The 13202-nt window shown below is 62.1% G+C and carries 10 protein-coding genes and 1 pseudogene; 5 read left to right on the top strand and 6 right to left on the bottom strand.

Going from position 1 to position 13202, the window contains the following annotated elements; genetic code table 11:
• The 3 genes and pseudogenes from EI969_RS12485 to EI969_RS30985 all read left to right on the top strand — a co-directional run.
• Positions 1–242 (top strand): aldehyde dehydrogenase family protein (locus EI969_RS12485; RefSeq protein ID WP_160388081.1); only part of this gene is annotated, 242 nt, incomplete at its 5' end.
• Positions 243–429: 187 nt separating this feature from the next.
• A pseudogene (locus tag EI969_RS30990) lies at positions 430–1455 on the top strand (cache domain-containing protein); the annotation flags it as partial.
• Positions 1456–1599: 144 nt separating this feature from the next.
• Complete coding sequence (locus EI969_RS30985) at positions 1600–2313, top strand: methyl-accepting chemotaxis protein (protein ID WP_371925937.1); 714 nt, start codon at positions 1600–1602, stop codon at positions 2311–2313.
• Positions 2314–2494: 181 nt separating this feature from the next.
• Here EI969_RS30985 and EI969_RS12475 read toward each other — a convergent pair whose 3' ends face one another.
• The 5 genes from EI969_RS12475 to EI969_RS12455 form a co-directional block, all read right to left on the bottom strand.
• Positions 2495–2926 (bottom strand): glycine zipper domain-containing protein, encoded by a 432-nt coding sequence (locus tag EI969_RS12475; protein WP_160388079.1) that lies wholly within the window; start codon positions 2924–2926, stop codon positions 2495–2497.
• A gap of 246 nt (positions 2927–3172) precedes the next feature.
• The gene (locus tag EI969_RS12470; RefSeq protein ID WP_160388078.1) at positions 3173–4414 is read right to left on the bottom strand and encodes a thiolase family protein; all 1242 of its coding nucleotides are present in this window, start codon (positions 4412–4414) and stop codon (positions 3173–3175) included.
• Positions 4411–6294, bottom strand: coding sequence for a feruloyl-CoA synthase (locus EI969_RS12465; RefSeq protein ID WP_160388077.1), 1884 nt, complete (start codon positions 6292–6294; stop codon positions 4411–4413). The genes EI969_RS12470 and EI969_RS12465 overlap by 4 nt, the downstream gene beginning before the upstream one ends.
• Before the next feature lie 90 nt (positions 6295–6384).
• Positions 6385–7833, bottom strand: a complete 1449-nt coding sequence (locus tag EI969_RS12460) for an aldehyde dehydrogenase (protein ID WP_160388076.1) — start codon at positions 7831–7833, stop codon at positions 6385–6387.
• An 83-nt stretch (positions 7834–7916) separates the two neighbouring features.
• Positions 7917–8747, bottom strand: coding sequence for a p-hydroxycinnamoyl CoA hydratase/lyase (locus EI969_RS12455; RefSeq protein ID WP_056722899.1), 831 nt, complete (start codon positions 8745–8747; stop codon positions 7917–7919).
• Positions 8748–8961: 214 nt separating this feature from the next.
• On the opposite strand from EI969_RS12455, the gene EI969_RS12450 reads away from it, so the two are divergent.
• Positions 8962–9450 carry a MarR family winged helix-turn-helix transcriptional regulator gene (locus tag EI969_RS12450; protein WP_160388075.1) on the top strand — a complete coding sequence of 163 codons (489 nt, stop codon included), beginning with the start codon at positions 8962–8964 and terminating at the stop codon, positions 9448–9450.
• A 672-nt stretch (positions 9451–10122) separates the two neighbouring features.
• Here the strand turns inward: EI969_RS12450 and EI969_RS12445 are convergent.
• The gene (locus tag EI969_RS12445; RefSeq protein ID WP_371925936.1) at positions 10123–11430 is read right to left on the bottom strand and encodes an OprD family porin; all 1308 of its coding nucleotides are present in this window, start codon (positions 11428–11430) and stop codon (positions 10123–10125) included.
• Between the two features lie 346 nt (positions 11431–11776).
• On the opposite strand from EI969_RS12445, the gene mhpT reads away from it, so the two are divergent.
• A complete protein-coding gene (gene mhpT, locus EI969_RS12440) occupies positions 11777–12994 on the top strand; it encodes a 3-(3-hydroxy-phenyl)propionate transporter MhpT (protein WP_160388073.1) in 1218 nt (405 codons plus the stop codon).
• Positions 12995–13202 lie beyond the last annotated feature (208 nt).

Below are 13202 nucleotides of genomic sequence, written 5' to 3'. Positions count from 1 at the left end.
AGTTCGGCCTCGGCGCCGGCCTCTGGACCCGCGACATCAACCGCGCCTACCGCATGGGCCGCGCCATCAAGGCCGGTCGCGTGTGGACCAACTGCTACCACCTGTACCCGGCGCACGCCGCGTTCGGTGGCTACAAGAAGTCCGGCGTCGGCCGTGAAACCCACAAGATGATGCTCGACCACTATCAGCAGACCAAAAACCTGCTGGTGAGCTACGACATCAATCCGCTGGGCTTCTTCTAAAAGCCGGGGGCGAAACAGGTGTTTCTGTGTCGCCCTTCAGTCAGTCATCGCGGGCAAGCCCGCTCCCACAGGGTTCTGTGTCAGGTTCCAAAAGGTGGATTCACCACAAAACCTGTGGGAGCTGGCTTGCCAGCGATGGCGGTCTCAAAACACAAAAAAATCACTTTCCCGCCGCGCGGAGCTGTCGATGAAAATCCGTTACAAGGTAAGCCTTGTGGCTGCTTGTGTGCTGTTCGTGACCACCAGTCTGCTGTCGCTGGTCCAGGTAGGACAGATACGTACGATTTTGCGTAACCAGGTCGAGGCGAGCATCGCTGAATCGAGCAATGCGGTGGCGCGACAGATCGAAAACTGGCTGAACGGCAAACTTCGCCTGATGGATCTGGCCGCCCAGGCGATCGACCGTCAGTACAGTGCGCGAGCGACCCAAAGCATCATCGACTCGCCCGTTCTGAAGGATGAATTCAAGCTGGTTTTCGGCGCACTCGAATCCGACGGAAAACCCATCAAGAACACGGCATCGTGGAATCCGAAACCCGATTATGACGGTCGCACCCGCCCTTGGTACGCGACCGGCAAGGCAGGCAGCCAGGCTGTTCTGACCGAACCCTACAAGGACTCCACCACCGGTGAAATCCTGATATCGGCGGTTGCCCGGATCAGCGATGCGGGCCAGCTGCTCGGGGTGTTTGGCGGTGACATCCGCCTGACGTCGGTTGCCGACGCCATCAATACGCTCGACTTCGGCGGAGCCGGTTATGCGTTCCTGCTGAGTAAAAGCGGCAACATCATTTCCCACCCGGACGCTGAACTGAACGGCAAGCCCTACAGCCAGCTTTTCGCCGGAAGCGCCCTTGCGCTCGACAGCCGGCTTCAGGAAGTCAGCAGCGATGGAAAGACACGGCTGGTGTCCTTCATCCCCCTCACCGATCTCAGGGGCATGGACTGGTACATCGGCGTCGTGCTGGATCAGGACATCGTCATGGCCGCCGCCCATACCCTGACCTGGCGAGCCGTCATCGGTACCGGCCTGGGCGTGTTGCTCAGCCTGCTGGTGTTGGGGCTGCTGGTCCGGCGGTTGCTCCGGCCTCTGGATCGACTCAAGGAATCGCTGGCGGACATCAACCGCGGAGAAGGCGACCTGACCCGCCAGTTGCCCGTGACCGGCAGCGATGAAGTGGCGCTGGTCGCCGGGGAATTCAACCAGTTCCTGCACAACCTCAAGACGCTCATTGGCGATGTGAAAAGCAGCTCGCACCAGGTTCGCGAGAGCACCACCGCGACGTCATGTGAAGCGGATCAGGCCGCCGGCCGCGTACAGATTCAATTGCAGGAACTGGATCAACTCGCCACGGCCATGACCGAGATGGCCTCGACAGCGGAGGATGTGGCACGCAACGCTCAGGCCGCGGCCGAAGCGGCGATCGTTGCCACCGGGCAAGCAACGGACGGCGTCGCCCTGGTCTCCAGGTCAACGGGGGCGATCAAGCGTCTGGCTGACGAGATGGACGACACCGGTCATGCCATCAATGAACTGTCCACGCTCAGTCAAAGCATCGAATCGATCGTGGCAGTCATCACCAGCATCGCCGACCAGACCAATCTTCTCGCGCTCAACGCGGCCATCGAAGCGGCACGCGCCGGTGAATCGGGACGGGGGTTTGCCGTGGTTGCCGACGAGGTGCGCTCGCTGGCCTCGCGGACCCAGCAATCCACCCAGGAAATCCGCCTGATGATCGAGCAACTGCAGACGGGGGTCAAACACGCCCAAGGGCGAATGCAGCAAAGCCGCGACACTGCCAGCAAGACCGCAGGCGATGCCGATGCGGCCAATGCAACGCTTGAACGCATACGTGAAGCCATTTACCGCATCAATGACATGAACCTGCAGATTGCCGCCGCCGCTGAAGAACAGAGCGCCACGACCGAGGAAATCAATCGCAATACGAGCAACATCCGCGATATCAGCCTGGAGGTGTCCGGCAGTGCCGAGAAGCAGGTCCGCCAGTGTTCAGTGATGGGTGACCATGTAGGCCAGCAAGACAAGCTTCTCAGTCGCTTCAGAATCTGAATCCGGCACCACGGTCCCTTGTAGGAGCGAGCCTGCTCGCGATGGTCGTCAACGATAACGCGTGTGAACTGGACAAACGCGGTGCACTTGCGTCCATCGCCACGATGCGGCGACCCGACAAGCCGGCTCCTACAGGTATTGCGTGAAGAACCTTTTAAAGGCGGTGTCTCGGCGCCCGGGATCAGTCGTGATGCTTGTGCTTATGTTTATTCTTGTATTTGTTCTTGTGCTTGTAGTCGGAGTCGTGGTGGTCGTTGTCATCGGCCAGATTGTTGCCGACAGCACTCCCTGCCGCGCCGCCCAGCCCGGCGCCGATCAGGCCGCCGGTGGAACCACCGACACTGTTGCCGATGACCTGACCACCCGCCGCACCGAGACCGCCGCCAATCGCCGTCTCGGTCTTCTTGCCACTCTTCGCGGTCATTGCGCCACCAGCCGCGCCACCTACGCCGGCTCCGATCGCAGCGCCAGTACTGCCTCCCATCGCCTGACCGACCACGCTTCCGAGGGCGCCGCCGAGACCGCCACCGACAGCCGTGTTGGTGGTTTCGCCAGCGAGGGCGTACTGCGATACAAGCAGACTTAATGCAATGACAGTGAACGACTTACGCATCAGACAGACCTTTGGAAATAAACGAGAGCCGAAAAGTCTGTTGCTACGCCGCACTCAGGTCAACAGATATTCGGCGGTGCATTAATCTGGATCAACCGATCGGTGAGAAACAGGACCGCTTATCGATCATCTGCCCTGCCCGCCCTACCCTCGACGAACCCGGAAACGAAGAAACCCCGCCGAAGCGGGTAATGCTGTTCACGACACAAAACCCGTGGCGAGGCGACGCAACAGGCTGGCTGAATCTCAGGCACGCCAGGCCGGGTTCTCGATCAACAGCGCCATGCCCTGCCCGCCGCCAACACAGGCCGCGGCGACCCCGTAACGCAGATTGTGCTCACGCAGTTGTCGCGCCAGGGTCAACACCAGACGCAAGCCACTGGCGGCCAGGGGATGGCCGAGCGCCAGCGAACCACCCTGGACGTTCAGGCGCGAATGATCCAGCTCCAGTTCCTGTGCCACCGCCAGGACCTGGGCGGCCTGGGCTTCGTTGATTTCAAAGCGGTCGATCTGCTCCAGGCTCAAGTCGCTGCGCTGCAACAGCAGGCGAATTGCCGGGGCCGGACCGATGCCCATGAACTCTGGCGCCACCCCAACCACCGCGCTGGCGCGCAGCAAGGCCAACGGTGTATCCCGACAGGCCGAAGCGCGCCCGACCAGGGCCGCCGCCGCGCCATCGACCACCGCACAACTGTTGCCGGCGGTTTGCACCCCGCCTTCGTGCACGCTGCGCAATCGGGTCAACGCCGCAATGTCTCCGGGCCGTGGGTGGCTGTCTTCACTCACCGTGTCGACGCCGCGTGGCAGGCGGATGCTGCGCGGCTGGTAGCCTTGCAGTTCAAACACCTGATGGCCCACGGCAACGACCTCGGCTGCCAGCCAGCCGGACTGCTGCGCAGCGAACGCCCGCTGATGGCTGGCACAGGCGTAGGCGTCCACCGCTTCGCGACTCAGCCCGTAACGACGCGCCAGGTTGTCGGCGGTGGCAATCATGTCCACCCCGGGAGCCGGGTCGTACAAGGCTTCCCAGAGAAAATCCTTGAACTGCACCTCAGCGCCAAGACGGAATCCACCTCGATGGGTATAGGCCGCAATCGGATTGCGCGACATCGATTCGGTGGCCACGCACAACGCCAATTGCACGCCGTCATCCAGTTGCCTGGCGGCCTGGCGCAGCAATTCGAAACCGGTCGCGCAGATGCGCTGCACCCCCAGCGCCGGAACCGATTGCGCCACGCCGCTGTACAGGCCGATGTGCCGTGGCAGCAGGTAGGCATCGAAGCTGGCCTGGGCCATGGAACCCGCCAGCACGCTGTCGACCGCCAACGGGTCGACTTGCGCGCGCGCCAGTACTTCGCGCCCGACCTTGATGCCCAGGTCGATCGGCGACACCTCGGCCAATGCCCCACCGAGGTCCACCCACGGCGTTCGCAGCGCATCGAAAATTGCCGCATCGGCAAAGGCCGAGTACTGCCCGCCCGTGCTCACGACTTCACCTCGGCACGCAGGATGGCCGGATCGAGCCCGCGATACAGCGCCTCGACCTGCTCCCCGCGCCACTGCAATACCGCACGCTGATTGATCGAACCCTTGTCGGTGATTTCCCCCCGGTCGATGGATGCCGGCTCGTCGAGCAAGGCGATCCATTCCAGGCGACTGGCATTGCCCGTGGCCTGGCGATTGAGTCGCTGCAACCAACCGGCGAACCATTCGCGCACCGGCGCGCTGGCCAACACCTCGGTGTCGCTGGCACTGGCCGCCAACCCTGACAGCCGTCGACATTCGAACATCCGTGGAAATACCAGCGCGCCCAGGCATTCGCGGTCCGGCGCGGTGACCACCAGGTCCTGGACATAGGGCGATCCTTCGAGCACCGCGCGGCTGCGCAACGGCCCGACGCTGACGAACACCCCGGATGACAACTTGAAGTCTTCGGCGATGCGTCCGTCGAACATCAGCCCCAATTGCGGATCCCGCGGGTCGGCGAGCTTGAGCGCATCACCGGAACAGTAGAAGCCCTGCCCGTCGAACGCATCGAGGGTCTGCTGCGCTGACCGCCAGTAGCCGGGCATGATGTGCGGCCCGCGAAAGCGCCCTTCGAGTTTGCCGTCCACCGGCACCAGGCGCACCTCGCAACCCGGCGCCGGCAGGCCGACATAACCGGCCATGGACAACGGCCCGGTGGTGAAGGTGCAAGACGGCGAAGCCTCGGTCATGCCGAGCCCGGCCATCATGCGGATACGCTCACCGCAGTGCTGTTCGGCGACGCGATCGAGGCGGTCCCAGACACTTTGCGACAGGCCGGCGGCGGCGAAGAAAAACAGGCTGATGCGTTTGAAAAAGACCTCGCGCAGCTCCGCGTCCTGCTCCAGTGCCGAGGCCAGCTCTTCCCAGCCCTTGGGCACGGTCAGGTAGGCGGTGGGCGATATTTCCTTGAGGTTGCGCAGGGTCTGCGCGAAACCCTGCGCCGTGGGTTTGCCATCGTCCAGGTAAAAGCTGCCGCCGTTGTACAGTACGATGCCGACGTTATGGCTGCCGCCGAAAGTGTGGTTCCACGGCAGCCAGTCCACCAGCACCGGCGGTTCTTCGCCGAACACCGGAAACGTCTGCAACAGCATCTGCTGGTTAGCGCACAGCATGCGTTGGGTGGTGATCACTGCCTTTGGCAATTTTGTCGAGCCAGAGGTGAACAGGAACTTGGCGATGCTGTCCGGCCCCGTGCCGGCAAACGCGGCTTCGGCCTCGGCCCCGCCCGGCTGCTCAAGCAGGCTGGTGAAGCTCACCTGGTGGCGTCCTACGACTTCGCCACGGACGGTAATCATGGGCGTTTCAGCGGGTAGCACGGCATCGATGGCGCGCTGGTAGGCCGCGGCATCACCGACAAACACCAGGCCAGGCTGCAGCAGGTCGCAGACGTGACGCAGCTTGGCGAAATCCTGGGACAGCAGCGAATAGGCCGGCGACACCGGGCAGTAGGGAATGCCTGCGTACAGGGCGCCGAAGGCCAGTTGCAAATGCTCGATGTCGTTGCCCGAGAGCAGCACCAGCGGTTTTTCTGCAGACAGGCCGTAGCTCAACAGGCTTTGGGCGATGGCCCGGACACTGTCGAGCATCTGCGCGTAACTGACCCGGCGCCACTCACCGTCGGCCTGGCGGGCGGCGATGAAAGTCTGCTCGGGACGCACCTTGGCCCAATGCACCAGACGGTCGAGCAGTCGCGGCGGATAGTCGGCCAATGGCTCCAGGGAACGCATGTGCAATGCACCCTGCTGTTCTGTCACCTCGACCGCTGCGCGACCGATGGACACATGACGGTAGCGCGGCGCGCTGATCTGGGTGTGGGGTTGCGATCTGAATTCGGAACTCACGTGCTTGTTCTCCATCAAGGCACGCTACCACCAAGCCGCACGAATGGGCATGGTAGTGGCTGCAGCCTTTTTTATTGTTATTTCTGCGGTTCAGATCGGGTAATGCCGTGGTCCATGCTGCAAGGTAACCCAGCGCAACTGGGTGAAATGCTCGATGGACGCCTTGCCGCCAAAGCTGCCGTAGCCGCTGGACTTGACCCCGCCGAAGGGCATTTGCGCTTCGTCGTGCACGGTCGGGCCATTGATATGACAGATACCCGACTCGACCCGTTGGGCCAGTGCCAGGGCGCGCCCGGTATCGCGACTGAAAATCGCCGCCGACAAACCGAACTCGGAATCGTTGGCCAGGCGCAGCAACGCTTCATCGCCCTCCCCGCGCAGCAACACCGCCACCGGGCCGAAGGATTCCTCGCGATACAGACGCATTGTGTCGTTGACGCCGTCGAGCAGGGTTGGCTGCAAAATGCTGCCGTCCAGCTGTCCGCCGACCACCAGCCGCGCGCCCTTGGCCAGGGCATCGTCGATCAAACCCTTGATGCGCGTGCCGGCACTGGCATCCACCAGCGAACCGAGTACCGAATCCGCCAGCGCGGGATCACCGGCGCGCAGGGTCTCGACCTTGGCCGCCAGCTTTTCGACAAAGGCGTCGGCGACCTTGGCATCGACGATCAACCGTTCGGTGGACATGCAGATCTGGCCCTGATTGAAGTACGCACCGAAAGCGGCTGCCTCCACTGCCGCATCCAGGTCGGCATCATCGAGCACCAGCAACGGCGCCTTGCCGCCCAGCTCCAGCAAGGCCGGCTTGAGGTGGCGCGCCGAGAGTTCGCCGACAATGCGCCCGACATGGGTCGAGCCGGTGAAGTTGACCCGCCGCACCGCCGGGTTGGCGATCAGCCGCTCGACAATCGCCGCGGCATCCGTCGGGGCATTGCTGATGACGTTGACCACGCCGTCACCCAACCCGGCATCCTGCAAGACCTGGCCGATCAGGCGGTGCACCGCCGGGCTCAACTCGGAGGCCTTGAGCACCACGGTGTTGCCGCACGCCAGCGGCATGGCGATGGCGCGGGTGGCGAGAATCACCGGGGCATTCCACGGGGCGATCCCCAGCACCACACCGCAGGGTTGACGCAGGGCCATGGCAAAACTGCCCGGCACATCCGAGGGGATGACTTCGCCATTGATCTGGGTGGTCATCGACGCCGCTTCACGCAGCATGTTGGCCGCCAGTCGCACGTTGAATCCGTACCAGTTGGCCATGGCCCCGGTTTCGCCGGCCGCGGCAATGAACTCGGCGCTGCGCGCCTGCAACTGCTCGGCGGCCTTGAGCAAACGGCTGCGACGTTCATTGGGCGCCAGGGCGGCCCAGGCGGGAAACGCGGCCTGGGCCGCCGCCACCGCGGCATCGGCATCTTCCAGGGTGGCGGCGGCCACCCGCGATACCACTTCACCGGTCACCGGGTTGCGGCGTTCGAAGGTCCGACCGTCGCGGGCAGGCAGCGACTGGCCGCCAATCAGCAGGGGCACGTCCAGCATGGTGATTCCTCTTTATTGTCTTTATCGGGAATACAGTCGAGCGATGCAGAGCGCCGGGGCGGACACGCACCCGGCGATCAGTCTCAACGTTTGTAGGCCTGCAGACCGGGCTTGATGCTCTTGTCGTCGAGGAACTGCTTCATGCCCTGCTCGCGACCACCTTCGGTATCGAGCAGGCGCGACTGGTCGAGCTTGGCGTACAGGTAGTCCTCGTTCTGTTCCCAGGTCAGCTCGCGGCAGCGCTTGAAGCCGTGCTTGGCCGCACGCAGCACCACAGGGTTTTTCTCCAGCAGGTTGCGCGCCAGATCCACGGTGACTTCACGCAATTGCGCCAGGGGCACGCTTTCGTTGACCAGGCCCATCTCGGCGGCTTTCTGCCCGCCAAAGGTCTTACCGGTCATGATGTAGTACAGCGACTGACGATGACCCACGGTGTCGGCCATGGCCTTGCTCACCAGGTTGCCCGGGGGGATGCCCCAGTTGATTTCCGAAAGGCCGAAGGTCGCTTCGTCGGCGCAGATCGCCAGGTCACAGGCCACCAGCGGGCTGAAGCCGCCACCGAAACACCAGCCGTTGACCATGGCTATGGTTGGCTTGGCGTACATGCGCAGCAATTTCCATTGCCATTGCGAGGCTTCGCGGCGGATCTTTTCCTGAAGGATCTCCGGGCCCGCGTCCACTTCGCGGAAGTATTCCTTGAGGTCCATGCCCGCGGTCCAGGCATCACCGGCACCGGTCAACACCAACACGCCGGCGGCTGGATCCTGCTCCAGGGTTTCCAGTACATCGATCATTTCCCGGTTGAGTGTCGGGCTCATGGCGTTGCGTTTTTCCGGGCGATTGAGAATGACCCAGGCGATGCCTTCCTCGATCTCGACCTTGACGGTTGTCCAGCGACCTTCGTAGTTGCTCATGGCGATGCTCTCTTGTTCTTGGCTTGAAGATGACTGGAAATTAAAGGAGCCATTTAGTTATGTCAATTAACTATTAATCAAATTAACCATTTTTTTGTCCACCCGAAAATATCCTCCGAACCCATCGCCCTGAACGACGGGCATAGCCATCAGCGACCAACCCCGGCAAACTAGATACACTTGTTAACCTCCACCTCTTCAGGATTCACCCGCAATGGCCAAGCCTTCTCCCCTCGCCGAACAGAGCGAGTCCACGTCCGCCACCGCCCAGCTGCAGGCACCGCTGGATTCGGCACTGGATGACCTGATCGGCTACGCGATGCGGCGCGCCCAACTCAAGCTGTTCCAGAACCTGATTGGTCGCCTGTCGGCCCACGACCTGCGCCCCGCACAGTTCTCGGCCCTGGCGATCATCGACCAGAATCCAGGGCTGATGCAGGCCGACCTGGCCCGGGCCCTGGCCATCGAGCCACCGCAGGTAGTGCCGTTGCTCAATAAACTGGAAAGCCGCGCGCTGGCGGTGCGAGTGCGTTGCAAGCCGGACAAACGCTCCTACGGAATCTTCCTGAGCAAGACCGGCGAAACCTTGCTCAAGGAGCTCAAGCAGATCGCCGCGCAAAGCGATTTCGACTCCACTGCATCGCTGACCGGCGAAGAGCGCGAAGAACTGCTGCGCTTGCTGAGAAAGGTTTACCAGGACTGAACGCACGCTGCCGGCACGCCCCCTCCAAAAAAAGGTTCATCACGGATTACCGGGAACCTGTAGGAGCCGGCTTGCCGGCGATGGACTCAAGTGCGCCGCGTTTTTCCAGTTCATGCGCGTTATCGTTAACGACCATCGCCAGCAAGCCGGCTCCTACAAGGGACCGCGTCCAAGACGAGATGATGTGAACGCCAAACTGTAGGAGCCGGCTTGCTGGCGATGAACTCCAGTGCGCCGCGTGTTTCCAGTTCATGCGCGTTATCGTTGACGACCATCGCTGGCGAGCCAGCTCCTACAAGGGACCGCGCTCTAGTCGAAATGATGTGAACGCCAAACTGTAGGAGCCGGCTTGCCGGCGATGGACGCAAGTGCGCCGCGTGTTTCCAGTTCATGCGCGTAATCGTTGACGACCATCGCTGGCGAGCCAGCTCCTACAAGGGATCGCGTCCGGGTCGAAATGATGTGAACGCCAAACTGTAGGAGCCGGCTTGCTGGCGATGGACTCCAGTGCGCTGCGTGTATCCGGATCATGCGCGTTATCGTTGACGACCATCGCCAGCAAGCCGGCTCCTACAAGGGTCCATGCCCACGCTGAAAATGAAGTGACCTCCAAACCAGTGAAAGCCCCCCAAAAAAAGGGACGGCCGGTGGCGAACATCGAAGGCCTCGGGATTACCAGATCGGCAAGGTATAGAGCACCAGGAAGCGGGTCTGGTTTTCATCACGAAACGCCGTACCGCTCGGGAAGTCATTGCGGTAGATCGCCTTGCGCGCCAACAGCCCGACGTTTTTCAGCGGGCCGCTCTGAATGACATAACCCAGTTCCATCTGGAATTCGCGCTCCTTGCGGTCCTCGGCGTTGTAGGCGGCCAACTCGATATTGTCGCCGCGCACGTAACGCAACCTTCCCTTCAAACCGGGCACCCCGGACGCGACGAAGTCGTAGTCATAGATCGCTTGCCAGGTGCGTTCCTTGGCGTTGAGAAAATCCGACGCCATGGTCAGTTCGCTCATGCCCATCAGCTCGGTGCCTGAGATGTACGGCGTTGCCGTGTCGCCACTGGAGTGCATGTAGCCAAGGCTCACCCGGTGCCCGCCGAAGCGGTAGCCGAACAATGCCGAGAGGTTGCGGTTGTCCACCCTGCCCGCCTTGGCGCTGCCATCCTCGCGGCTGAAAAAGCTGCGCAAGTCGCTGGTGAACACCCCTTCGCCCAGCGGCAGGTTGTGCAGCAATGCCAGGGTGTCCTGTTGGTACAGGTCGGTGACCTCGGCATGGTAGGCGCGCAGGCTCAGGTCCTTGTTGACCTGGTAATCACCCCCCAGATAGGCCAGGTGCGAGGTGGTGGCCGCGCCGTTGAAACGCCGGTTCGGCGAGGCGATGGTCATGGCCTGATAGTCTGTGGAATCGCGCTTGTTGATGCGATCGATGTAACCGGTGTTCAGGGTCAGGCCATCGAAATCCCTGGAACTGAGCGTGGTGCCGCGAAAGGTCTGTGGCAGCAGTCGCGACGGGCTGGCAAAGGCAAACGGCAGGAAGATCGAGACATCGCCGCTCTTTACCGTTGTCTGGGCAAACCGCAGCTTGGCCGTCGGCGCCAGCCGCGAATAGTCATCCGCCGCGCGCTTGTCGCTTGCCGACACCGGCAACAGCTCGGTGCCGCTGCGATCCGGAGCGGAGTCGAGCTTGACCCCCAGCAACCCCCGCACATCCAGACCAAAGCCCACAGTCCCTTCGGTAAACCCCGACTCCATGCCCAGGATGAAACCCTGGGCCCACTCCCGCGCGGCAGACTTGGCGCCGCCGTCCTGGTATTCACGGTCCATGTAGTAATTGCGCAGGGTCAGGTTTGCGTGACTGTCCTCGATAAACCCCTCGGCCCGCAGCTGAGAAGGCAGGACGCTGACGCCAAGCAGTGCCACGACCCACCCTGGATGGATGCTGGAGACGCAGGGGAGCGACGCTACGGAACCGGTGTTCATGGGGCGTTTTGGCATGTTCGATGTCCACTTTTTATTGTTGTTTGTGGGTGCCGGATCCGCACGGGATTGCCAGCTTCACGATCAGAGAATGGAAACAGCGACGGGCCGCCGTCAATCGCAGATGACCGATAATCGAACATTAATATTATTATCTTTTTTCACGACGCCTTTTCGATGCGCTTACAACAACCTGTTTTTAAACACTTTATTTGTGTTTTTTTACAATTTTCGGGACAGCATTCTTTTTTTAGTTATCTTTGTTATCTTAATCGTCAGCGGTCACTGACGGCGCACCCAACGCACGGAGGGCTCGACTGCATAACAAAAACAACAATGAGGTTCACCCATGGACAGTCCATCGCGTCGCTCGACGCTGACAATCGCTTTGTGCTTTATCGTTGCGCTGATCGAAGGGTTCGATCTGCAGGCCGCCGGCACCGCTGCCGCGGGATTGCGCCAGAGCTTTACCCTGGACCCGAAGATGATGGGATGGGTGTTCAGCGCCGGGATCATCGGCCTGCTGCCCGGCGCGTTTTTTGGCGGCTGGGTGGCCGATCGTATCGGCCGCAAGAAAATCCTCGTCGGCGCCGTGTTGCTGTTCGGTGTCTTCTCGCTCTGCACCGCTTATGTCGAGAGCTATTCCAGCCTGCTGCTGGTGCGCTTCATGACCGGCCTGGGCCTGGGTGCCGCCCTGCCCAACCTGATTGCCCTGTGTGCCGAGGCCGTGAGCGAGCGCCATCGCGGCACCGCCATCAGCGTCATGTACTGCGGCGTCCCCCTGGGCGGCGCGCTGGCGGCAGTGGTGGCGATGTTTTCCAGTGAACACTGGCAAACCACCTTCATCATCGGCGGTCTGACACCGCTACTGGTGGTGCCGCTGATGGCTCTGCTGCTGCCCGAATCCACGGCGTTCCGCCAGCAACACGTCAGCACCGGCAGCCCACGGACATCCACCGCCCAGGCGCTGTTCGGCGAAGGACGCGCCCGCTGCACGCTGGCCTTGTGGCTGAGCTACTTCTTCACCCTGACCGTGATGTACATGCTGCTCAACTGGCTGCCCTCGCTGTTGCTGGAACAGGGTTTCACCAAGCCCCAGGCAGGCATGGTGCAGATGCTGTTCAACATCGGTGGCGCCATTGGCTCGCTGCTCGGCGGGGTCATGCTGGACCGCTGCAACGGCCTGAAAGTGGTCCTGTTCGTGTACGCCGGGGTGTTGGCGGCGCTGGCCGGGGTCGGCCTGTCAGTGGGTATCATGCCGATGGCAATCGCCGGGTTTGCCGTCGGGTTGTTCGTCATGGCCGCACAGCTTGTGCTGTATGCACTGGCGCCCCCTTCCTACCCGACTTCGGTGCGCGCCACCGGTGTCGGCGCCGCCGTGGCCATCGGCCGGCTCGGTTCGGTGGCGGGTCCCCTGGCCGCCGGCCAGATCCTCGCCGCCGGTGCCGGCACCACCGGCGTCCTGCTGGCAACTTCTCCAGGGTTGGTCATCGCCGCGCTGTCGATCCTCACCGTGATCACCCGCAACGGAGCGACCACCGAGTCTCAACCGCAAGCGGCAAATTGAGCCCCGCTACCAAGGTTTCAAAAATGAAAATGCCCGGCAATTTGCCGGGCATTTTTTATCGTCACCAAACCAACTGCCCGGTTAACGCAAGCTCGTGCCGTACTGGAGGCGAGAAGCAGAAACCGGCCAGAGGCAGTCACTCGCAGTCCCTTTGGGGTAATGTGCCGAATTGCCCCCTTCAAACTTCGCCCCCCCTTCACTTGTGGAT

Source organism: Pseudomonas sp. PB101, from assembly GCF_009764265.1.
GTDB lineage: Bacteria > Pseudomonadota > Gammaproteobacteria > Pseudomonadales > Pseudomonadaceae > Aquipseudomonas.
Note: the sequence above shows the minus strand (reverse complement) of the source record. Positions and strands in the feature narration are given on the sequence as shown.

Coding starts and splice junctions, on each gene's coding strand:
- EI969_RS12450 (WP_160388075.1), top strand. CDS start 8,962: ATGGCCAAGCCTTCTCCCCTCGCCGAACAGAGCGAGTCCACGTCCGCC.
- EI969_RS12460 (WP_160388076.1), bottom strand. CDS start 7,833: ATGCTGGACGTGCCCCTGCTGATTGGCGGCCAGTCGCTGCCTGCCCGC.
- EI969_RS12455 (WP_056722899.1), bottom strand. CDS start 8,747: ATGAGCAACTACGAAGGTCGCTGGACAACCGTCAAGGTCGAGATCGAG.
- EI969_RS12475 (WP_160388079.1), bottom strand. CDS start 2,926: ATGCGTAAGTCGTTCACTGTCATTGCATTAAGTCTGCTTGTATCGCAG.
- EI969_RS30985 (WP_371925937.1), top strand. CDS start 1,600: ATGACCGAGATGGCCTCGACAGCGGAGGATGTGGCACGCAACGCTCAG.
- EI969_RS12445 (WP_371925936.1), bottom strand. CDS start 11,430: ATGAACACCGGTTCCGTAGCGTCGCTCCCCTGCGTCTCCAGCATCCAT.
- mhpT (WP_160388073.1), top strand. CDS start 11,777: ATGGACAGTCCATCGCGTCGCTCGACGCTGACAATCGCTTTGTGCTTT.